Annotated in this window: 16 protein-coding genes and 1 pseudogene; 12 read left to right on the top strand and 5 right to left on the bottom strand. The window is 68.1% G+C overall.

The genetic code is table 11. The features are described 5' to 3' along the window. Nucleotides 1-18 precede the first annotated feature (18 nt). The gene (locus ACWDPV_RS11280) at nucleotides 19-1239 is read left to right on the top strand and encodes a THUMP-like domain-containing protein (RefSeq protein ID WP_449743039.1); all 1221 of its coding nucleotides are present in this window, start codon (nucleotides 19-21) and stop codon (nucleotides 1237-1239) included. On the opposite strand, the pseudogene ACWDPV_RS11275 reads toward ACWDPV_RS11280, so the two are convergent. Continuing rightward, nucleotides 1165-2586: pseudogene (locus ACWDPV_RS11275) on the bottom strand (MFS transporter); the annotation flags it as partial. The gene ACWDPV_RS11280 and the pseudogene ACWDPV_RS11275 overlap by 75 nt on opposite strands. A 53-nt stretch (nucleotides 2587-2639) precedes the next feature. On the opposite strand from ACWDPV_RS11275, the gene ACWDPV_RS11270 reads away from it, so the two are divergent. After that, nucleotides 2640-3635: a GlxA family transcriptional regulator gene (locus ACWDPV_RS11270; protein WP_449743038.1), complete on the top strand. Its 996-nt coding sequence runs from the start codon at nucleotides 2640-2642 to the stop codon at nucleotides 3633-3635. A 9-nt stretch (nucleotides 3636-3644) separates the two neighbouring features. Here ACWDPV_RS11270 and ACWDPV_RS11265 read toward each other — a convergent pair whose 3' ends face one another. Then, nucleotides 3645-4976: an outer membrane protein assembly factor BamB family protein gene (locus tag ACWDPV_RS11265; protein ID WP_449743037.1), complete on the bottom strand. Its 1332-nt coding sequence runs from the start codon at nucleotides 4974-4976 to the stop codon at nucleotides 3645-3647. A gap of 164 nt (nucleotides 4977-5140) precedes the next feature. On the opposite strand from ACWDPV_RS11265, the gene ACWDPV_RS11260 reads away from it, so the two are divergent. The 3 genes from ACWDPV_RS11260 (at nucleotide 5141) to ACWDPV_RS11250 (ending at nucleotide 7859) form a co-directional block, all read left to right on the top strand. Then, nucleotides 5141-5893, top strand: a complete 753-nt coding sequence (locus ACWDPV_RS11260) for an acyltransferase (RefSeq protein ID WP_449743036.1) — start codon at nucleotides 5141-5143, stop codon at nucleotides 5891-5893. A 268-nt stretch (nucleotides 5894-6161) separates the two neighbouring features. Continuing rightward, nucleotides 6162-7331 (top strand): hypothetical protein, encoded by a 1170-nt coding sequence (locus ACWDPV_RS11255; RefSeq protein WP_449743035.1) that lies wholly within the window; start codon nucleotides 6162-6164, stop codon nucleotides 7329-7331. Nucleotides 7332-7352: 21 nt separating this feature from the next. Then, nucleotides 7353-7859, top strand: coding sequence for an HNH endonuclease signature motif containing protein (locus ACWDPV_RS11250; protein ID WP_449743034.1), 507 nt, complete (start codon nucleotides 7353-7355; stop codon nucleotides 7857-7859). A 151-nt stretch (nucleotides 7860-8010) separates the two neighbouring features. On the opposite strand, the gene ACWDPV_RS11245 is transcribed toward ACWDPV_RS11250, so the two are convergent. From ACWDPV_RS11245 to ACWDPV_RS11235, 3 genes are read right to left on the bottom strand one after another with little or no spacing between them, the layout of a single operon-like run. Next, nucleotides 8011-9273 (bottom strand): glycosyltransferase family 4 protein, encoded by a 1263-nt coding sequence (locus ACWDPV_RS11245; RefSeq protein WP_449743033.1) that lies wholly within the window; start codon nucleotides 9271-9273, stop codon nucleotides 8011-8013. Further along, nucleotides 9273-10820: a 1,4-alpha-glucan branching protein domain-containing protein gene (locus ACWDPV_RS11240; RefSeq protein ID WP_449743270.1), complete on the bottom strand. Its 1548-nt coding sequence runs from the start codon at nucleotides 10818-10820 to the stop codon at nucleotides 9273-9275. Before ACWDPV_RS11240 ends, ACWDPV_RS11245 begins: the two co-directional genes overlap by 1 nt. Nucleotides 10821-10828: 8 nt before the next feature. Then, on the bottom strand, nucleotides 10829-11626 hold the full coding sequence (locus ACWDPV_RS11235; protein WP_449743032.1) for a class I SAM-dependent methyltransferase: 798 nt from the start codon (nucleotides 11624-11626) through the stop codon (nucleotides 10829-10831). A 139-nt stretch (nucleotides 11627-11765) separates the two neighbouring features. On the opposite strand from ACWDPV_RS11235, the gene ACWDPV_RS11230 reads away from it, so the two are divergent. The 7 genes from ACWDPV_RS11230 (at nucleotide 11766) to ACWDPV_RS11200 (ending at nucleotide 21364) form a co-directional block, all read left to right on the top strand. Further along, on the top strand, nucleotides 11766-12551 hold the full coding sequence (locus ACWDPV_RS11230; protein WP_449743031.1) for an electron transfer flavoprotein subunit beta/FixA family protein: 786 nt from the start codon (nucleotides 11766-11768) through the stop codon (nucleotides 12549-12551). Nucleotides 12552-12631: 80 nt separating this feature from the next. Beyond that, a complete protein-coding gene (locus ACWDPV_RS11225; RefSeq protein ID WP_449743030.1) occupies nucleotides 12632-13585 on the top strand; it encodes an electron transfer flavoprotein subunit alpha/FixB family protein in 954 nt (317 codons plus the stop codon). A gap of 158 nt (nucleotides 13586-13743) precedes the next feature. Further along, on the top strand, nucleotides 13744-14610 hold the full coding sequence (locus ACWDPV_RS11220; RefSeq protein WP_449743269.1) for a GNAT family N-acetyltransferase: 867 nt from the start codon (nucleotides 13744-13746) through the stop codon (nucleotides 14608-14610). Further along, nucleotides 14607-15512, top strand: coding sequence for a lysophospholipid acyltransferase family protein (locus ACWDPV_RS11215; protein WP_449743029.1), 906 nt, complete (start codon nucleotides 14607-14609; stop codon nucleotides 15510-15512). The genes ACWDPV_RS11220 and ACWDPV_RS11215 overlap by 4 nt, the downstream gene beginning before the upstream one ends. A 76-nt stretch (nucleotides 15513-15588) precedes the next feature. Then, nucleotides 15589-16092, top strand: coding sequence for a DUF4334 domain-containing protein (locus ACWDPV_RS11210; protein WP_449743028.1), 504 nt, complete (start codon nucleotides 15589-15591; stop codon nucleotides 16090-16092). Between the two features lie 242 nt (nucleotides 16093-16334). After that, nucleotides 16335-17735: an MFS transporter gene (locus ACWDPV_RS11205; RefSeq protein ID WP_449743268.1), complete on the top strand. Its 1401-nt coding sequence runs from the start codon at nucleotides 16335-16337 to the stop codon at nucleotides 17733-17735. Between the two features lie 125 nt (nucleotides 17736-17860). Further along, a complete protein-coding gene (locus ACWDPV_RS11200) occupies nucleotides 17861-21364 on the top strand; it encodes a BTAD domain-containing putative transcriptional regulator (protein WP_449743027.1) in 3504 nt (1167 codons plus the stop codon). The last annotated feature ends 58 nt before the right edge of the window (nucleotides 21365-21422 follow it).

Raw genomic sequence — 21422 nt, 5'->3', positions numbered from 1 at the left:
GCGGGAAGATCAACGGTGATGGGTTACAGGTTCGGACTCGACGATGCGGCATTTCTGCGGTCACGGCACGGCGACAAGGCATTGGAGAACGTCGGTGGCCTCGTCCTGACGCCGGCGTCGATGCTGTCCGACATCGCCGAGGCACGCAGCCGCTACGCACCGCATGACGCCGCTCTCATCGAGACGGTCCGACTGCGTCGGCGTGCCGTCGGCAAGCTCCGGCACGCCGCCGATCTGCTTCTCACCGATGACGCCCTGCAACAGTCGACCGCATCGGTCGTCGCCGCGCAGCGCGCCGCCGAGATCGCCCGGCGTTATCCCGATGCGATCGTGCACGACGTGACCTGTTCGGTCGGCGCCGAACTGATCGAACTAGCCGGCACCACTGGAATCGGTGGTGTCATCGGCAGCGACCTCGATCGTGTGCGACTCGCGATGGCGCGGCACAACACCGCACTTGATGTGTCGTGCCCTCCGACGCTGCTCGTCGCCGACGCACTGACCCCGACCTCGACCGCCGACGTCGTCCTCGCCGACCCGGCACGACGCACCGGTGCCGGGCGGGTGTTTTCACCGGACGCGCTCAGCCCGCCGCTGCTGGATGTTCTGATGACCTATGCCGGGCGTCCTCTGGCGGTGAAATGTGCTCCGGGACTGGACTATCAGGTGATTCGGGATCGTTTCGGATTCTCCGGTGAGGTGCAGGTGACCTCGCTCGACTCGTCGGTGCGGGAGGCGTGCCTGTGGTCGGGGCCGGGGATCGGCGTCGGACGGCGGGCCACCGTGATGCGCACCGGTGTCGACGGCGCCGTGTCGGTCTGGGAACTCACCGATGCCGAATCCGACGACATCCCGACCGGTGAACCGGGGGAGTGGATCATCGATCCCGATGGTGCGGTCGTTCGTGCCGGACTGGTGCGGCACTACGCGCACCGACACCGGTTGTGGCAACTGGATCCGCAGATCGCCTACCTCACCGGCGATGCGGTGCCACCCGGTGAGCGCGGATTCCGCATCATCGAGCGGTTGGGCTCGACCAGTGAGAAGGTCCTGCGCAAGGCGCTCGCCGCCCACGACTGCGGCACCCTGGAGATCCTGGTGCGCGGCCTCGACGTCGACCCGGACGCACTGCGGAAACGGCTCAAGCTCAAGGGCACCCGGTCACTGTCGTTGGTGCTCACCAGGATCGGCCGCAAGGGAGTGGCCTTCGTCTGCGAGGCCGGGGTCCGCGGGATCTGAGCCCGCCGGCGCGGCTCCGGTGACGCCGGTTTCGGTGACATTGGTTTCGGTGACATCGGTTTCGGCGATGTCGTTGGCGCGGAGACGGATTCCCGCGCACAGTGCGGCGGCGACGACGCACAGTGCCGCCGCGACGTGAAAGGCGTTGTCGTAGGAGCCCTGCGCATCTCTGATGTAGCCGGCGCCGAAAGCAGCGACGGCAGCACCGATCTGATGGGAGGCGAACACCCAGCCGAACACCACCGGGGTGTCCGCGCCGAAGTAGTGCCGACAGATCGCGATCGTCGGTGGGACGGTCGCCACCCAGTCGAGGCCGTAGAAAATGATGAACACCCAGGTGCTCGGTTCGGCGTTGGGCGACAGCAGCATCGGGAGCAGCACCAGGGACAGACCGCGGCCGAGGTAGTAGATCACCAGCAGGGTGCGGGGATCCACCCGATCGGTCAACCATCCCGAGAACACGGTGCCGGCGACGTCGAAGATACCGATCGTCGCCAACAGCGATGCGGCGACGGTGGTCGGCATGCCGTGATCGTGCGCCGCCGGAATGAAGTGGGTCCCGATCAGACCGTTCGTCGTCATTCCACATATCGCGAAGCTGCCGGCCAGCAGCCAGAAGGCCCGGACGCGCATCCCGCGCACGAGTCCGCTTGCCGCGGCGCCGAATCCGCTGGTGGGCAGGGCGGTTTCGGTGTCGTCCGGACGGGCGCCGTACGCGGTGGTACCGACGTCGGTGGGACGGTCCCGGATGAACAGCACCACCAGCGGAACCACAGCAAGTGCTGCGCCGGTGACCACGAGCGACGCCCACCGCCAGCCGTATGCGTCGGTGATGTGGGCGACCACGGGGAGGAAGATCAGCTGTCCCGTCGCCGCTGCGGCGGTGAGGATTCCGGTGACGAGGCCGCGTTTGGCGACGAACCAGCGGGTGGACACGGTCGCCACGAAGCCCATCGAGATGGACCCGGTGCCCAGGCCGACGAGGACACCCCACAGCAGTAGCAATTGCCAACTGGCGCTCATGAACACGCCGAGTCCGGTGCCGGCGGCGATCAGCAGGAGCGCACCGGTCAGGATCGGGCGCACCCCGAATCGGTCCATGAGTGCCGCCGCGAAGGGGGCGGTGACACCGAAGAGCACCATGTTGATCGACATGGCGGCGCCGACGGTGGCGTGCGACCAGCCGAACTCCATGTGCAACGGGTCCATCATCACGCTCGGAACGGCCCGGAAGCCGGCCGCGCCGAGGATCGCGATGAAGCTGACGGCGGCGACGATCCAGGCCCAGTGCAGGTGCGGTGTCCACCGGCCGGAGGTCGGCACGGTGGGCGTGGGGGAGTTGGTCACCGATACAGCATCGGGTATCGACGTGCCGGACCACCACTGGCATGATTGCCAATATGTCGGAAGATCATGCCAAGTGTGTGTCTGTCGCGACTCCGCATGCGGTGGCGGTCCTGCTGCTGCCGCCGGTCGTAGGTTTCGACGCGACGATGCCGTCGCTGCTGTTCGGCCAGGCGTGCGCCGACGACGGCAGCCCGCTGTATTCGGTCACGACCGTGTCGCTGTCGCCCGGACCTCTCGACACCACCACCGGCTACGGGATCCTCGCCGCGGCGGGACCCGAGGCGCTCGCCACGGCCGACACCATCGTCGTGCCCGGTACGCGCCTGGCGTCGAGTCGTTGTGACGGCGTCCTCGATCCCGACGTGGCGCGAGCACTCGACGCGCGCAAGCCCGACGCCCGACTGGTGTCGATCTGTACCGGTGCCTTCGTTCTCGCCGCGGCAGGCGTCTTCGACGGAAGGCGGGCGACCACGCACTGGCAGTACGCCGACGACTTCCGGCGCCTCTACCCCGAGGTCGACCTCGATGAATCGGTGCTGTTCGTCGATGAGGGTGCGGTGCTGAGCTCGGCGGGTCTCGCCGCCGGAATCGACCTGTGCCTGCACATCATTCGGCGCGATCACGGGGCCGCCGTCGCCAACCGCGTTGCCCGGCACTGTGTGGTCCCGCCCTGGCGTGAGGGTGGCCAGGCGCAGTTCATCGAACGGCACGTACCGGTCCAGGACGGTCCGGGAACGGCGGTGGCGCGGGAGTGGGCACTCACGCATCTGGCCGAACCCGTCACCGTCAACCGGATGGCCGCACACGCGCAGATGAGTACGCGGACCTTCATCCGGCGGTTCCGCGACGAGACGGGTACCGCGCCGGGCGCGTGGCTGCGCGACCGGCGGCTCGACCTCGCCCGGGAACTGCTCGAGACCACAGACCTGCCCGTCGATGTCATCGCCGAACAGACCGGTATCGGCTCCGCCGACAACCTTCGTCACCACCTCCGCAAGGAACTCGGCATGGCCCCGATCGCCTACCGGCGCACGTTCCGCGGTGCGTGAACCTTCCGCTCAGCCGGGGATGTTGCTCTTCGAGTCGAAGAAGTACACCTCGCCGAGATTGGTGGCGGTGGCGATCTGCCCGGACGCCGACACCGCGATACCGGTGGTGAAGCCGGCCGAATTGGGCAAGGTCAGCCTGCGCGTGGTGCTGCCGTCGGCGGTGGACACCTCGGTCAGCGACAGCGTGTCCTTGCCGGGATCGCGCACGACGGTCCACGCGGTCCCTGAGTTGGTCAGCGCCGAGAGACTCACCGTCGCCAGATCGTTGCGCTGCCAGACCTTTTCGGCCCTGTCGCCGCGGTCGCGCAGCAGCGTCAAGGGGGCGCCGATGACACCGGTCGGGATGATCAACCCATCCGGGGACACCGTCATCGTCGCGAACCCGTAGCCGCCGTTGTCGTAGGTCCAGCGGGTGGTGCCGGTCGCGGCGTCGAGGGCCACGATTTGGCCGAGGCGGCTGAAGGTGTAGACGGTGGAGCCGTCGGCCGACAACGTGGCCGGCCCGATCACCCCGCCGGGCACCTGCGCCTTCCACATCTCCGAGATCGTCCGCTTGCCGTCGACCTCGGCGTAGGAGAACCCACGGATTTCGCTGGCGATCGCGCCGGTGGGCCAGACATTCAGGAAGAAGCGCTGATGAGCCATGTCGACCGCCGGGGGAGCGGGAACCGTGCACCGCGGACCGTTGGTGACGCAGTCGCCGTATCCGTACAGCGGGTCGGCCGGATCGGCCTCGGGACGCAGCCGTACCTCAGGCGCGGCGAACTGCGCCGTCTGGGTGTCGATGAGCAGGATCTGGCCCTGTGTCGTCACCATCAGGGCGATGCCGGGGTCGGCGAACTTCGCCGACAACGGCACCCCGATCACCGGCATCCGCCACCGGATCGCACCACCGGCGTTGAATGCCAGGAAGGTGGTCTGTTCCCCGATGTAGGGCTGGTCGTACTGATCGGTGAGCATGGCGTTGCCCGAGACACCCTCACGCATCTTCTTGCAGAAGTTCTTGCGTCCCGAGCGCTGATCGAGCACCAGCAGGTTGCATCCGGTCGAATTCGACGTCACCCCGACGTTGCCGGTCGCCGAGATGGTCACCGGCGAGGTCACCGTGCCACCGGTCGGGCGGGTCCAGCTCAACGCCAGATCGTCGGGGACGCTGGGGTAGGCGAAGTTGGAGTTCGCAGCGTTGCCGCCGTAGCTGGACCACCCGATCCCCGCGACCGACCGGACGTCGATGTGGCCGTCGGAGCATGACGACAGCGCCAGGGCGACCACCGCCGCGAACACCACGACGACAGTTGCCGGCATGCGCCGCATACCTCGCGGACGTCGGGCAACCGCCATCGAAGCTCCTTCACCTCTGCTCGCCGGAGTCATCACCGGCGACGCCAACGCTAGAGCCTATCCTGTGGGGCGTCGGCGACCGGTGCCGCGACGCCCCGGACACGGCCTCCGGAGGCGATATCTGGCGAATCCGGTCCACATGCGATGGCCTAGGGTTGCCTGTCATGACCACGATGTGGAACGCCAGCTACCGGTCGCGGTTCCGGGCCGGGCGTCGTCGGGGCCCCGAGCAGGTGCGCTTCCTGACGATCGACTCGTTGCGCTGGGTGCTCCGCAATCGGGCCTATACGCCCTGGTATCTGGTCCGTTACTACCGACTCGCGAAGTTCCGGATGGCCAATCCGCACATCGTGCTGCGCGGAATGCTGTTCCTCGGCCGCAATGTGGAAATCCACGCCACCCCGGAGATGAGCCGGATGGAGATCGGCCGTTGGGTCCACATCGGCGACGGCAACTCCATCCGCTGCCACGAGGGCAGCCTGCGCATCGGCGACAAGACGGTCTTCGGCTGCAACAACGTCGTCAACTCCTACCTCGACCTGGAGATCGGTGGCTCGACGCTGATCGCCGACTGGTGCTACATCTGCGACTTCGACCACCGCATGGACGACATCACGCTGCCCATCAAGGATCAGGGCATCGTCAAGGGGCCGGTGCGCATCGGCCCCGACACCTGGGTCGCCGCCAAGGTGACGGTGCTGCGCAACACCATCGTCGGCCGCGGCTGCGTCCTCGGCTCCCACGCGGTGGTCAAGGGCGTCATCCCGGACTACTCGATAGCCGTCGGTGCACCGGCCCGCGTCGTCAAGAATCGCAAGGACGCCTGGGCCGCCAACGCCGCGGAACGTGCCGAACTCGAACGCGCTCTCGCCGACATCGAACGTAAGAAGGCACAAGCGGCGCGCGGCGAGGGCTGACCGGCCCCACCCTCCCTTGGCTGAGCCGAGCCAAAGCCTCTCGTTGGTGGGCGACCCGCCTGTGGCGTGTCCGGCAGGCCGAGCTTGTCGAGGTCGAGGCCACCTCCGCAACCCGACAGTGAAACCAGCCTGCCGCCAACCGAACCCAACGTTGAGGACGCGGATAGTTCTCGTACCCAGCAGATTCCGCACCGATCAGTTTTGTCGTACCCCCTCGCTACACTTGCGTCAGTTCAGTTGGAGCGACCGAGCAGAGGGGGTGAACATCGTGGCCGACACCACAATTCGCGCGACTACCGCGCCGGAGTTGTCGATGACCGCCGACGATGCGGCCATGATCGATCACCTCCCTGTCGAGGCGGCCACCGCTCTGGCCCGATCCCTGCAACGCCAGGAACGACAGGTGATCGCCCGGAAGGTGTTGTCGGCAGCGCGGATCGGGCATGCCGTGTACGACGAGATGCTGCTGTCGGGTCACGTGACCAATGTGCACACCACCGGTGGCGTCGACAAGGCTGCGACCGGCAGGGTGTCGACCGCGTTGGGTGTGTCGGTGCCGCAAGCGACGTCGTGGATGACGTTGAGTTTCTTGCTGTCGACGCTCCCGACGGTGACTGCGGCGTTCTTGGCTGGTGATCAGTCGTTGGAGCGTATCCGGATCATCGCCGGCGAGATCGTCGTGCTGTCCGATGAGGATGTGCGCGCGTTCGCCGAAACCCGTGCACTGCAACTCGCTGGACGTAATCAGGCGGATACGACGTTGCGGGATCAGGTCGCCGAGATGGTGATCGCGCTGGATCCCGACGGTGCCGCCGACCGTCGTGAGGAAGCTGCCGCACGCGATCAGAATGTGCGGGTCCGTCGGGACACCAACGGGCACTGCAGCATCTCGGTGTACGCACCGGGGGAGGTGGGTGCGCATCTGGCGGCGCGGATCGCACAGATGGTCCGTGAGCGGATCTGCCCGCGTGATCGGCGTCGTCGGGGCGAGGTGCAGGTCGCGGCGTTCGCCGAAATCCAAGGCCTACCCGGCGCGTACCTGTCGTGTGAATGCGGTCGAGGTGACTGCTCGCGGGCGATCCCGTTGCCGGAAGAACCCAGTGGCCTGACCGACCTCGACATCGATGTCGACGGCAACGCGGCTGATCTGTCTGACGATGTCGAAGCCGAGCGTGGTGAGGCTGACGAGATCACCGAACCCGAGACGACCGTCGATCCCCAGTCGGACGCTGACGTCGCGGCCGACGTGGCCGTCGATCCCGAGACGGTCACCGACAACGCTGATTGTGACGACGCTGATTGTGCGGCAACAAATACCGTCGAGGCGCAACCCAACATCGACACGGGCACCAACACCGACACCGACTCCGAACCCGATACCGTCAGTGATTCGCAGTTGTCGCTGTCGTTGATCACCGACCCGTCCGGGCAGCGGTAAGCCCGGCTGGAATACTTCGGCGTGATTGACGAAGCTCACGCCCGAACGCTGATCAATTCGGGACAGTTGGTCACCGTCAGCGAGTGTCCCACCCTGGACATACCCACGATCAGCACCGCCACCTCGTTGGATCGGATACCGGCGGCGTGGCGTCGTCTCGACGATCCGTTCCCCGCGCCACCGATTGACCCGTCCGGGCACGGCGGATATCTCCTCCCACCACCGGGTGCGTTGACGTATCGGGTTCCGGCGTGGTTGCGGGAGAAGATCATCGAGTTGGATGGCACCTGCCGGTATCCGCAGTGCGGGCGGCCGGCCAGTGACTGCCAGATCGATCACGTGGTGAAGTTCGTGCACCAGGATCCGATCACCGGTGGCTGGACGGTGGAGTTCAACCTGATGCCGCTGTGCACGCCGGACCACCAACGCAAACATATGGGGTTGTTGATCCCCACCATGCTCGCCGATCGGGCGGTCATCTGGCGCGACCCTGTCACCGGGGAAACCATCACCACCTATCCGCGGTAGTCCACTACCGTCGGGTGATGCTGCGCTGCAACCAGTTCCCAGGTCCACGTTGCGTGGTCTCGAGGATCGTCGTTTCGGCGGAGCTCAAGCCAAGGCCCCTCGTTCCTCGGCCTGCGGGACAACGGGTTTCGGCAAGGTTGATCGCCGCGGGTCAGAGGTTGTTCGGATCACGTTCGGGCAGTGGGCGTTCGGCGATCGGCCGACGGCCGACCGGGGTACGAACTCGCCGTTTCGCGGCTGCATAGACCGCCAGGGTGCGGGTTGCGACCTCGGTCCAGGAGAAGTCCGTGCCAAGACGGGCCCGCGCATTGCGGGCTCGGGTGGCGGCCTCGGCCGGGTCCGACAGCGTGGCCCGCACGGCCGCCGTCAGGCCCGCCACGTCGGCGGGTGCGAAACTCAGCCCCGTCGCCGAATCCTGCACCGCCTCACCGAGTCCGCCGGCTCGAGACACCACCAGCGGGATGCCCGTCGCGGCGGCCTCGAGGGCGACGATGCCGAAGGGTTCATAGCGGCTCGGCAACACGATCGCGGTGCACCGGTGCATCAGATCGACGAGACCGTGATGGTCGACGGCGCCGATGAAGCTCACCGCGCGCGACACCCGGTACCGCCGCGCCTGCTCGACCAACCAGTCGCGCTGCGTTCCGGTCCCGGCCACGGTCAGCGTCGTTCCCGGATGTGTCCGACGGATGCGGGGGAGCGCGGCCAGCAGATCCTGCAGGCCCTTCTCATACTCCAGGCGCCCGGCGAACAGCAGCTCGGCCGGTCCCGACGGAGTCGGCCGCGGGGTGAAAGGCCATGCGGTGATGTCGATCCCGTTGTGGATCACCGTGATGTCGGCGACCGGATCGAACAGTCGCGACACCTCGTCGCACATCGACACCGAGCAGGTGATCAGGGCGTCGGACTCCTCGGCGAGCCACCACTCCACCGAATGCACCTGCCGATTGATCCGGCCGCTCACCCAACCGCTGTGCCTCCCGGCCTCGGTGGCGTGAATGGTCGACACGAGTGGGACGTCGAAGATCTCGGCCAACGCGATCGCCGGGTGCGCGACGATCCAGTCGTGGGCGTGCACCACCTCCGGTGACCAACCGCCGTGCGTCGGGTGGTGGCCGCCGAGGATCGTGAGACCGGCCCGGATGAAGGCATGCCCCATCGCGAGGGTCCACGCCATCATGTCCGTGCCGAACTCGAACTCCAACGGGTCTTCGGCGACGGCGATCACCCGCACCCCGTCGACGACGGTGTCGGTCGTCGGATGCGTCAGCGCATCGGTGCCCGGCGGGCGGCGCGTCAGCACCACCACATCGTGTCCGAGATAGGCGAGTTCGGTGGCCAGATGGTGCACGTGACGCCCGAGACCTCCAACCACCACGGGTGGGTACTCCCAGGAGACGAGCAGAATGCGCATCAGATCGACTCCGCGCGGCCTGCGGCCATCGCCGGGGGGACCCGGCGGGCATCCAGGTCGGCGAAGAGGTTGTCTGCTCGAAACCAGTTGTGGCTCAACCGTTGTGCCTCGCGGTCACGTCCGCTCAGTGCGGCATCGACGATTTCGCGGGTGGCGTGGGCGTGGGTATGCGCACGCGTGACGGCATAGTGGGCGGCGGTGTCCTTGGACACCATGAACGGCCAGTCCGATGACACCGTCAGCAGGGTCTCGCGCACGATCTGGTCGGCGACCCGATTGCGTCCGGCACCCGGTACGACGAGCTTGTCAAGGGCGGCCAGGGCGGTCTCGGTGACCTCGGCATTGAGCTGGACCAGATGCGAGACCTGCGGTCCCTCCCACACCCGCCAGTCCTTTCCCGACCCCCACGACGACGCGGGCAGATCCACCGGTTCGCCGACGAAACCGTCGGCCGCGGCACCGGCGAGCGTCCCCACCCGCACGCCCGCCTCGGGAAGTCGACGCAGCACCCGCTCCAACCAGATCGGTCCCTCATGCCACCAATGGCCGAACAACTCGGTGTCGAAGGCGGCCACCACCAGGGCGGGCCGACCGATCCGGGCGGACTCGTCGATCAGGCGCCGGCGGATGTGGGCGATGAAGTCGTCGACGTGGCGATCGATCACCGCATCCGCGCGCTGCGGGTCATAAGGCTTCTTGGCGTGACCGGGGACCTTCTTACCGGTGACCCGGGCCGGTTTCAGTCCGGTGCCGTGGTCGTAGGTGTGGAAGTCGCGGTAGGCGCCGTGACCCGGATAGCCCGACCGCGGTGACCACACGCGATAGCTGACCTGCAGGTCCCGACCGAACGCCAGCACATCGGTGTCACCGACCGGCCGGGCCAGCGCGGTGTCGCCGTGCAAAGTCGGACCATCGACCATGAAGTGACCGACTCCTGCCGCCGCATACTCGGCTTCCATACCGGGCGCGAAGGCGCACTCGGGTGCCCAGATCCCGCGTGGTTGTCGCCCCCACCGTGCATGGGCGTCGGCCAAACCCTCCGACAGCGAGAACCGGCGCAGCCGCGGATCGAGCAAGGGCGTGAAGGGGTGGGCGAGGGGACCGCCGAGGATCTCGACGACCCCGCTGTCGGCGATCCGGCGCAGCATGGGCGAGCTCCCGTGGCGCCAATGTTGCTCGAAGTCGCCCAATGCGGCCGCCGCCGAACGGTACTCACGCGTCCCCAATTCGCGGCGGGCGTCCTCCCGCGACACCGCGGCCTCGCATGCGCGCAGTTGCCAGTCCGCGAGCCATTCGTACATCGACGCGCAGCAGTGCGAATCGTCGAGTTGTGCGGCCAGTACGGGTGTGATGCCCAACGACATGACGTCCCGCAATCCGTCGTCGGCGAGGCGGCGCAGCATGTCGAATACCGGCAGATACGAACCCGCCCACGACTGATAGAGCCATTCCTCGCCTACCGGCCACCGGCCGTGGTGGGCCAGCCACGGCAGATGCGAATGCAGAACCAGCGTGAACTGTCCCGGTACCGGCGTCGCGTCGGTGATGTGGGGATTCAGGGTCGCACCGCGATCGCGAGAAGGTCCAGACAGGCGTCGATGTCGGCGTCGTCGCGGATGTCGAAGTCGGTGGCCGCGACGGCGGCCACATCGTCCACCAGCTCGTCCGGCCACGGTTGACCGGCGAGGGCGCGTTCGATCTGCGCGTCGATCAACGACCCACCCCACTTCTCGTCCAGGCGCGCCAGCGCCGCGCCGTGATGCACTCCGAGCATGGCCGACACGGTGAACCCGCCGTCGACGAGGAGTTCGGTCAGCTCCGCGGCATCGAGCTCGCGGGTGTGGAACGGGTTGAGTGGGGTGTCGCGGTCGGGGGAGAAGGTGATGCGATTGGGGGTCGAGATCAGCAGTTCGCCGCCGGGACGCAGCACCCGCAGGCATTCGGCGATGAACGCCGGTTGATCCCACAGATGCTCGATGACCTGGAAGTTCACCACCACGTCCACCGAGGAATCCGGCAGCGGGAGAGCGATCAGATTCCCTTGGACGATCTCGACCTCGGGGTAGCGCACCCGCGTGTGCGCGACCGCCGCGTCGTCGTAATCCACGCACGTCACCGAGGCACCGGCGGCGGCGAGCATTGCGGCCCCGTAGCCCTCACCGGACCCGGCTTCGAGAACACGCAGGCCCGCGCAGCGCCCGGTGATGTGGGTGTAGGCGATCTCATGGCGGCGGAACCAGTAGTTCTCGGCGGGAATGCCGGGAACGGTGCGTTCGCCGGTGAGGGCGAGGTGCTGGTCGGTCGTCAGTGCCTGCGGCGCGCCGGGCACGTGTGTCCGGTGTACGTCGGTCATCCCCACGACACTAGTCTCCCCTCCGTTTTGTGAGGTAGTCGATGTCCAGCCCGATAATAGGACGGGTTAAAGTGGGGAGACCGATGGCCTTACCCGCCGGTAAGTTGCCGAACCCGACGCAGGAGGTCGACGTAGACCCATGACAAACATTGTCGTTCTGATCAAGCAGGTTCCGGACACCTGGTCCGAGCGCAAGCTCTCCGACGACGACTTCACCCTGGACCGTGAGGCCGCCGACGCCGTTCTCGACGAGATCAACGAGCGTGCCGTCGAGGAAGCGCTGCAGATCAAGGAGGCCAACGGTGGCGAGGTGACCGTGCTGACGGCCGGCCCCGAGCGTGCCACCGAGGCCATCCGCAAGGCACTGTCGATGGGAGCCGACAAGGCCATCCACATCAAGGACGACCAGCTGCACGGCTCCGACGCGGTGCAGACCGCGTACGTCCTGGCCCGCGCGCTGGGCACGGTCGAGGGTGTCGAGCTGGTCATCGCCGGCAACGAGGCCACCGACGGTCGTGTCGGTGCCATCCCCGCGATGATCGCCGAGTACCTCGAGCTGCCGCACCTGACGCACCTGCGCAAGCTGACCCTGGAGGGCGAGACCCTCACTGGTGAGCGTGAGACCGACGACGGCATCTACACCATCACCGCGGACCTGCCGGCCATCGTCAGCGTCAACGAGAAGATCAACGAGCCGCGCTTCCCGTCCTTCAAGGGCATCATGGCCGCCAAGAAGAAGGAAGTCGCCGTCCTCACCCTGGCCGAGATCGACGTCGAACCGTCGGATGTGGGCCTGGAGAACGCCGGATCCACCGTTACCAGCTCCACCCCGAAGCCGCCGAAGACCGCCGGTGAGCGTGTCACCGATGAGGGTGATGGTGGCGTGAAGGTCGCCGAGTACCTGGTCGGCCAGAAGATCATCTAGGCCCCAGCCGGAACCCTATCACCGCGCCCGCGCATTCCCCGCGAATGACGCAGGGCCCCACACACATTCAGGAGAAGGAAATGGCAGAAGTTCTGGTTCTGGTCGAGCAGGACGCCGAGGGCGCCCTGAAGAAGGTGACCAGCGAACTCATCACCGCCGCACGCGCACTGGGCACCCCGTCGGCGGTCGTCGTCGGCAAGCCCGGGTCGGCCGATCCCATCATCGACGGCCTCAAGGAAGCCGGCGCCGAGAAGATCTACGTCGCCGAATCCGATGACGCCGCAGGCTATCTGATCAGCCCGCAGGTCGACGTGCTGTCGTCGATCGCCGAGGATGCGGCCCCGGCCGGCGTCCTGGTCGCGGCCACCGCCGACGGCAAAGAGATCGCCGGGCGCCTCGCCGTGCGCCTCGGTTCGGGTGTGCTCGCCGACGTCATCGACGTCAAGGAGGGTGGCATCGGGATCCACTCGATCTTCGGTGGCGCGTTCACCGTCGAGGCCCAGGCCAAGGGCGACGTCCCGGTCTTCTCGGTCCGTCCCGGTGGTGTCGAGGCCGCCCCGCAGGCCGGTGCCGGCGAGCGCGTCGACGTCGCCGTCCCGGACCAGGACGGTGGCGTGAAGATCACCAAGGTCGAGCCGAACGTCGGCGGCGACCGTCCCGAGCTCACCGAGGCCTCGATCGTGGTCTCCGGTGGCCGCGGTGTCGGTTCGGCCGAGAAGTTCTCGGTCGTCGAGGAACTGGCCGATTCGCTCGGTGCCGCCGTCGGTGCCTCCCGCGCCGCCGTCGACTCCGGCTACTACCCGGGTCAGTTCCAGGTCGGTCAGACCGGCAAGACCGTGTCGCCGCAGCTGTACGTGGCGCTCGGCATCTCCGGTGCCATCCAGCACCGCGCCGGCATGCAGACCTCCAAGACCATCGTCGCCGTCAACAAGGACGAGGAGGCTCCGATCTTCGAGATCTCCGACTTCGGCGTCGTCGGCGACCTGTTCAACGTCGCCCCGCAGCTGACCGACGAGGTCAAGAAGCGCAAGTGACGTCCGTGTCACCTCGGTGACACCGGTCTTCCGGTGACCCCCGACCCCCGTGGTCGGGGGTCACCGCGATTTCAGGGGCGGTTCATGCGACGGTCGGTTGGGCCGCCGACGTGTTCACCCGCCCAGCACCGACACGACGCGCCACCGTCGCCGTCGAGATGTGTCACCTCGCTTTCATCTGGGGTATGACATCAGCCCCGGTCACCGTCTTCACCGGCCGATTCCGCACCCTCGTCGATGCGGGCCCGCTACGGGTCATCCTGACCGACGATCCGTCTGCCGTCGTCGCCGCCCAGCGACTGCGCTACACCGTCTTCGCTGCCGAACCCGGATTCGCCGACACGATCGGTGATCACGAGTCGGGCAGGGACGCAGACCATTTCGACGCCCATTGCGAGCACCTGCTTGCCTGGCACGACGATCACGGCCTCATCGGGTGCGCGCGTCTGCTGCCGCCGCCGCGGGCCATCGCCGCCGGCGGGTGGTACAGCTCGGGCGAATTCGACCTGTCCGAACTCGACGAGATCGCCCCGGCCACCGTCGAGATGGGCCGGGCGTGTGTGCTCGACGGCCATCGTCACGGCTCGGTGACTGCACTGCTGTGGGCGGCCCTCTTCCGTCACCTCGACGAGACCGGCTACCGCTACGTCATGGGTTCGGTGTCGGTTCCGCTGGGCGACAACGCAACCCGCAGTTCCGGTCACCTGGCGGCCCGTGGTTCGCTGCTGCGTGGCGTCCGGGATGTCTTGGCGCAGCGCCATCGGGCCGATTGGCAGGCGTACCCCCATGTGCGGGCCCGCATCGACGGCGTGCTGCTCTACGAGATCGAGCCCCCCGCCTCGGTGACGATGCCGCCATTGATGCGCGCCTACCTGCGACTCGGCGCGAAGATCGGCGGTGAGCCGGCCGTCGACCCGGCCTTCGACGTCGGTGATTTCCTCACGGTGCTCGACACCCGCACAGCCAACTCCCGTTATCTCGACCGGCTCCGTGACTCGGTGGCTCGCCTCGGCGGTGACCGATGACCGCGGTGCTCCCGGCCGTCGAAGCCGCACCGGATCGTCTCACCCGGCAACCCCACGGCAAGGTCTGCCGGCACGATCACCACTCGTGGTACCCGACGAGCCCCTGCGGTGCCGAGTGCCTCGACGCCCCGGCGCTGCGGGCGGGACGAGTGATCGTGGCGGCCCGGTTGATCCGGCTGACGATGGTCCTCACCGTGATCGCATTCCTCGGGGCCCTCGTCGCACCCATGCCACGACTGGTGCGACGCGCGTACCTCCGTCGCTCCGCGCAGGCGGTGCTGCATGCCATCGGCATCCGCATCCTCCTCGACGATCACCGCCCCTTCGGTTCCCGCGCCCGCGGTCTCGTGGTCGCCAACCACATCTCCTACCTCGACATCCTCGCGATCGCGGTGGTGCAGCCCGCGCACTTCGTGGCCAAATCCGACGTCGCCCAAATGCCGGGAATCTCGGTGCTGGCCAGGCGATTCGGGGTCATCTGCATCGACCGCTCGTCGCTGCGCACCCTGCCCACGGTCATCGGCGAGGCGACCGCCGGACTGTGTGCGGACTCCTCGGTGGCGGTGTTTCCGGAGGGCACCACGTGGTGCGGACACGCGCAGGGCAGCTTCCGGCCGGCCTTCTTCCAATCCGCACTCGATGCCGGCGTCCCGGTCCTCCCGGTCGGGATCGCCTTCAGCGCACGCGGCGGACGGTGCACCGCGCCGGGTTTCATCGGCGATGACGGGCCCGCCGACACGTTGCGTCGGGTGCTGGCGCTGCGCGACCTCACGGTGCACGTCAGCCTGCACGAACCCCAACTGCCGCGCGGTGATCGACGCGCGCTCGCCGCGCGATGCGAGATGCTGATCCGATCGGCCCCGGAGCCCTGGGTTCCGAGCGCCACTGCGCCGAGGATCTGACAACATATATGATGCTGCACGCGTCTGTGATGGACGCGACGCCGATGTTGTCTCACGCGCCGGAAGGGACCGCCACATGTCCGACACCGCCACCCCCACACCACCGACGAAGCTCACCGCCGACCAGGCACGCGCCCGCTTCGCCGACCTGCGTGCCGTCGACGGCACCGTCGACGACGCCGAACTCGACGAGATCTGGGCGGCGCTGCCGACCCTGCGTCCCGAGGAGATGCTCGGCCGGTGGAAGGGCGGCGAGTTCACGACGGGCCACCAGACCAACGGGTTGCTGCCCAAGGTCGGCTGGTACGGCAAGACCTTCATCTCCCGCAATGACGTCCAGCCGCTGGTGTGCCGTGACGAGAACGGGGAACTGTTCTCCAACACCAAGCTGGGCAAGGGAGAGGCCAGTCTGTGGATGATCGAATTCCGCGGTGAGGTCACCGCGTCGATGGTCTACGACGGGCAGCCGGTGATCGATCACTTCAAGCGCGTCGACGACACCACCCTGATGGGCATCATGAACGGAAAAGGCGGCGTCATCGACGGCCGCCACCTGTACTTCTACCTCGACCGGGACTGACCGCAGGGGGTCGCGCCGCCCGGCCGGACGGCCGCGAGAGGGTGCTCGTCCAAGCCGTGCGAAGAGATCGGCCAAGCAGTCGACAAGAGGGTTCCAAGATCATCGGGTGACGGTGGTGGCCGACATACCGGCCCGACGAAGGAAGCCCTGTGCCCACTCCACCGCCCGCGACCACCACACCACCGACCCGTTCCCGCCTCGTCGCGCGGATCACCCTCGGGGTCTCTTGTGCGGCCACCGCGATGCTCATGCTCGACATCGCCGTGGTCAACACCGCCTTACCGGCCATCGCCCGGGAGTTCGACGCCGATTTCGCCGCCCTGAAATGGGTCATCGACGGCTACACACTGGCCCTGGCCACCATCGTGTTGTCGGCGGGTGCGTGGGCGGACCGGATCGGCCGTCGCCGAGTCTTCCGGATCGGCGCGGTGGTGTTCACCACGGCGTCGGCGTCGTGCGCGCTGGCCCCGGACATGCTGCTGCTCAACATCTCTCGTGTCGTCCAGGGTGTGGGTGCGGCATTGCTGTTCGCCACGTCGCTGGCATTGCTGGCACCCGCCTTCCCCGGACCGACCGCCCGCAGCAAGGCGCTCGCCGCCTACGGGGCCACGATCGGTGCGTCGTTCGCCGTGGGCCCCCTCCTCGGCGGTGTGCTCACCGAAACCCTCGACTGGCGTGCGATCTTCCTGATCAACATCCCGGTCGGGGTGGTGATGATCGGATGCACCCGCCTGGTCGACGAGTCCCGCAGCGAGACACCGCGACGCGGTGACAAGGCCGGTGGGGTGACGGTGATCGTCGCCCTGGCCGCGCTCGCCTACGGGCTGATCGAGGCCAACGCCCGCGGATGGACCGATCCGGTGACCCTGACCGCCCTCGGTCTGGCCGCCGCCGCCATCGTGGTCTTCGTGATCGTCGAAGGTCGCGTGGCACAACCGATGATGCCGCTGTCCTTGTTCGCCAACCCGGGTTTCGCCGGGGCGCAGGTGGCGACCTTCGCGATCTCCGCATCGATGTTCGCGGTGTTCATCTACGTCACGATCTTCCTCCAGGGAGTCGTGGGACTCTCGCCCATCGATGCCGGCCTGGTCTACCTCCCCGGAACCATGGTGATGCTGATCGTTGCAGGGCTGACCGACCGCATCCTGGGGCGGGTCGCGCCGTGGCGGCTGATCGCCGGCGGACTGCTCGCGGTGGGTGGCGGCCTCGCCTGGATGACCATCGGCGGTCTGGACAGCAGTGGCTGGGACCTGATGGGCGGCTTCGTGCTCGCCTGCGTCGGCGCCGGCGTCTTCAATCCGGTGATGAGCGGAATCGTGCTCGCCGAGAGCGGTCTCGACGACGCCGGTCTGGCCACCGGAATCAACGACGTGTTCCGGCAGTCCGGCATCGCGCTCGGGGTGGCGGCACTCGGGGCCGTGTTCCCGGTGCAGTCGGTCCTGAGCGGCGGGTCGCCCGCGGACTTCGTGGCCGCACTCGACACCGCATTGTGGATCAGCGCCGCCGTCGCGATCGGCGGTGCGGTGATCGCCGCGCTCACCATGCGCGGTGCCCGGGCCACCACCGGTGACGCCCCGTCGGCGCAGCATGACGCGACCGGCGACGGCACGAGGGGCGTCGCCCCGATGCCGGTGAACCCATGATCCCCGCCGGAATAGACAACCGACGAACTCGCCCGGTCGGTCGCCGCGACCACGCGTTACCGCCTAGAATCCTCGGATATAGGCGACATCTGGATCGGACGATCGATGCAAGCGAGGAATCCGGCATGCTGGAGTACTTGGTGCTGGGGCCGCTCGAGGTACGACGCGACGGCGTCCCCGTCGAATTGGGCTCACCGAAACAGCGGACGGTGCTCGCGGCGCTGCTCCTGGCACGCGGCGGAGTCGTCTCCAGCGATCGTCTGATCGACACCGTCTGGGGTGACGAACCGCCCTCCGCGGCCACCACGAGTCTGCAGGCCTACATCTCGAATCTGCGGCGCGCACTGCGCGGCGATCGGGGTGAGACGTCCCCGATCCAGCGGGTCGCCGCAGGCTACCGACTCGACCTCGGTGCCGACCGGCTGGATCTGGTGACCTTCGGCGACCTCGTCGCAGGCGCCCGGGCGGCGCGGGACGAGGCCCGGTGGGCCGACGCCCTCGCCGACGCGCACGCGGCGCGCTCCCTGTGGCGCGGCGAGCTGCTGGGCGACGAGGGGACCGATGCGGGGTGGATCGTGGCCGAGGCGGCCGCACTCGCCGAGGCACGCATGGCCGTCGAGGACACCCACATCACCGCACTGCTGGCCGCCGGTGACACCGGCGGCGCACTTGCCGGGATCGTCGCCCTCCGAGCCCGGGACCCGTTGCGCGACAGGGGAGTATGGCTGCACATGGTGGCCCTCTATCGCGCTGGGCGATCCACCGAGGCGCTCGAGGTCTACCGCAGGCACGCGGCGACCCTCGACGAGGAACTGGGCCTGGCACCCAGCGGCGAACTCATCGAACTACAGGGCGCGGTCCTCCGGCACGATCCGGTCATCGCGGCCTGGCCACGTGCGCCGCACTGGTCGGGCGCCACCGAGGTGGCCATGCCGACCGAGGCCGAGCAGCCGGTGGCGGCGGCAGCCCCCTCCGCCGACGACGTGGCCGACGACGTGCCCCTCGTGGGCCGCGCAGCTCAAACCGAGCGCATCGCAGCACTTTTCGACGGCCCTGCGACCACCAGATGGCTGATGCTCAGCGGACCGGCCGGAATCGGCAAAACCCGCCTCGCCGAGGAGGCGGCCCGACACGCGCAGGCGCTCGGCGACATCGTGGTGTGGGTGCGCTGTCCCGACGCGGAGGGCGTTCCGGCCTGGTGGCCGTTGCGGCAACTGTGCCGGGCGCTCAACGTGCCGCCGGAAGATGTGCTCACCGTGCCCGCCGGCGTCGACGCAGACACCGCCCGCTTCGCGGTGTACGAACACGTCCAGACGATGCTGGAATCGATGGCGCCGCAATCGTTGACGGTGATCGTCGACGACGTGCACTGGGCCGATGCGATGACCCTGCGCCTGCTGGCCTACCTGACGACCGTGATGCACACCGCGCCGCTGCGTGTCATCGCCACCGCCCGCGACGGCGAGGGCGGCGACGACACCGAGCGACTGCGCACCGCGTTCTCCCGGGCCGGCGGCACCCTGATCGCGGTGCCGCAACTCGCGCGCGCCGAGGTCGCCGAACTCGTCCGCGTTGTCGCCGATGAGACGCTCGGCCCGACCGACATCGAGACCCTCACCCGGCGTACCGGCGGAAACCCGCTGTTCGTTTCGGAATTCGCACGGCTGCCACCCGCAGAGCGGCGTCGCGAGATGGTCCCGGCGGCGGTGCGGTCGGTGCTCGACCGACGGTTGCTCTCCTTGGACCCCGCGGTCCTGGAAGTGGTCGGATATGCCGCGGTCCTCGGCGAGGAGATCGACGTGACCCTGCTGGCCATGGCAATGGACCGGGACGTCGCCGAGATCGCCGACTGCCTCGACGAAGCGGTCGACGAACGCATCCTGGTCACCACGGCAACCGGCGGGCGGACACGATTCGCTCACGCCCTGCTCCGCGACGAGGCGGCGTCGACGATCCGCCCGCTGCGCCGCTGTCGCATCCACCTGCGCTTCGCCGAGGTCCTCGCCGCCACCGGTGGGGTGGACGCTGCGCCGCGCCGGGCGGCGCACCTGCTGGAGGCGCGTCCGGTCGCCGACGCGGCCGAGGTGGTGGCGGCCTGCCGCGCGGCCGCGGACGAGGCCACCGCACAATGGGATTCGCAGACCGCGGCATTCTGGCTCGATGCGGCGCTGCGCACCCACGAATCGGTGGCCGTGCCCGGCGGCGATACCACCGCACGCGATGACCTGCTGATCGCGCTACTGGCCGCCCGAGCCCGCGCCGGGCAACTCCAGATGGTTCTCGACACGGCAGAAACCCGCCTGTACCAATCGATTCGGTCCGGCGCACTGTCCACCGTGGGACGTTTGGCGAGCAGCCTGATCCGGGCCGGTGGGTCGTGGCCATGGATGGGCCCGACAGACGAGAACGAGAGCCTCCTCGCCGCGTTGAGCGCGGCCGCGACCGCCGTCGGGACCGAACCGGCAAGCCTCGCCCGGGTGCTGGCGGCCTCGGCGATCGGTCACTGCTATCACCACGATCCAGGCGTCCCCGCCGAACTCCTCGCCGCGGCAGATGATCTCGCCGCACATCTCGGTGAGGACGTATTGGCCGACGTCACACTGGCCCGCCTGATCACCTACGCCGGCGTGGCCGAATACGCTGCCGTATCCCTGAATTGGGCGGAGACCCTGCGCGGGCTCACCTACCCCGAAGCCGGCGTCGACGAGGTCATCGTCGACGCCGCGTTGACGATGGCGACCATGACGCTGGGCGACATCGACACGACCGAGGCGCTCGTGCGCCGTGGCATCGCGGGCAGCGAGCGGCTCCGATTGCCGATCGTGCGGGCGCAGTTGCGGTGGATGGAGATGTCGCTGGCCGCGTGGCACGGTGATTTCTCGCTGGCCCGCAGCCACTACGAAACCGCCGTCGCGGTGCACGAGCAGACCGAACTGTATGTCGCCGGCAGCAATTGGATGGCCATGATGGCCCTGGCCTGCGAACGCGGCATGCTCGACGAGGTCGTCGACACCGAAGGGCTGCAGCCGCTGGACTGGGCTCGTCGGGTCAGTGAGGGGGCCAGCGACAACCAGGTCGCGGTCCTGCTCGCCGCGGGGATCGCCCGGATCGCCGGAGCGGAGGGCGACCGCAGTCTGGCCCGCACGATGATCACCATGTGGGTCGACGACGACAGGCCCATGGTCTGGACGTCGCTGTGCCACGGCGTCCTCCTGGCGCACGTGGTGGCCGAACTCGAACTGTCGGAGTTCGCGCCGGCATTCATCGACTACCTGACCCCGTACCAGGACTGCGTCGCGACCTTGGGGCACGTGGGATGCGTGGGGCCGGTTGCCCTGGCCCTCGCTGAGTTGCACTACCTCGTCGGCGACGAGAAACGTGGTTACGACGCCCTGGTCACCGCGCACCAGATCGCCCGACAGGGACGTGGGGTGCCCTCGACTCTGCGATGCCGGCTGCTCGCCGCGCAGTTGCAGCCACCGTCGACGGAACGGTCGGAGATCCTGGCCGAGATCGAGTTCCGGTCCCGCTCCCTGGGTATGACGCAGGTTGCGGCGACCGCGGGCGCGTTGCTCGCCGAGCCGGTCGAGTCGGGTGGGACACCGGATTCCACCGCCGCGATCCGCTGACGGTTCTGCTCCAAGGACGTTCCAAGAATGGCGCAACCGGCCCGCCGCATTCTCTGAG

The organism is Gordonia sp. NPDC003504 (genome assembly GCF_053587995.1).
This window is presented reverse-complemented; position numbering and strand designations above follow the sequence as displayed.

Bases quoted from the DNA above. Each gene is read 5' to 3' on its own strand.
- ACWDPV_RS11230 (WP_449743031.1), top strand. From the start codon at position 11,766: ATGACAAACATTGTCGTTCTGATCAAGCAGGTTCCGGACACCTGGTCC.
- ACWDPV_RS11205 (WP_449743268.1), top strand. From the start codon at position 16,335: ATGCTCATGCTCGACATCGCCGTGGTCAACACCGCCTTACCGGCCATC.
- ACWDPV_RS11215 (WP_449743029.1), top strand. From the start codon at position 14,607: ATGACCGCGGTGCTCCCGGCCGTCGAAGCCGCACCGGATCGTCTCACC.
- ACWDPV_RS11210 (WP_449743028.1), top strand. From the start codon at position 15,589: ATGTCCGACACCGCCACCCCCACACCACCGACGAAGCTCACCGCCGAC.
- ACWDPV_RS11220 (WP_449743269.1), top strand. From the start codon at position 13,744: ATGTGTCACCTCGCTTTCATCTGGGGTATGACATCAGCCCCGGTCACC.
- ACWDPV_RS11260 (WP_449743036.1), top strand. From the start codon at position 5,141: ATGACCACGATGTGGAACGCCAGCTACCGGTCGCGGTTCCGGGCCGGG.
- ACWDPV_RS11245 (WP_449743033.1), bottom strand. From the start codon at position 9,273: ATGCGCATTCTGCTCGTCTCCTGGGAGTACCCACCCGTGGTGGTTGGA.
- ACWDPV_RS11270 (WP_449743038.1), top strand. From the start codon at position 2,640: ATGTCGGAAGATCATGCCAAGTGTGTGTCTGTCGCGACTCCGCATGCG.
- ACWDPV_RS11235 (WP_449743032.1), bottom strand. From the start codon at position 11,626: ATGACCGACGTACACCGGACACACGTGCCCGGCGCGCCGCAGGCACTG.
- ACWDPV_RS11280 (WP_449743039.1), top strand. From the start codon at position 19: ATGGGTTACAGGTTCGGACTCGACGATGCGGCATTTCTGCGGTCACGG.
- ACWDPV_RS11265 (WP_449743037.1), bottom strand. From the start codon at position 4,976: ATGGCGGTTGCCCGACGTCCGCGAGGTATGCGGCGCATGCCGGCAACT.
- ACWDPV_RS11200 (WP_449743027.1), top strand. From the start codon at position 17,861: ATGCTGGAGTACTTGGTGCTGGGGCCGCTCGAGGTACGACGCGACGGC.
- ACWDPV_RS11225 (WP_449743030.1), top strand. From the start codon at position 12,632: ATGGCAGAAGTTCTGGTTCTGGTCGAGCAGGACGCCGAGGGCGCCCTG.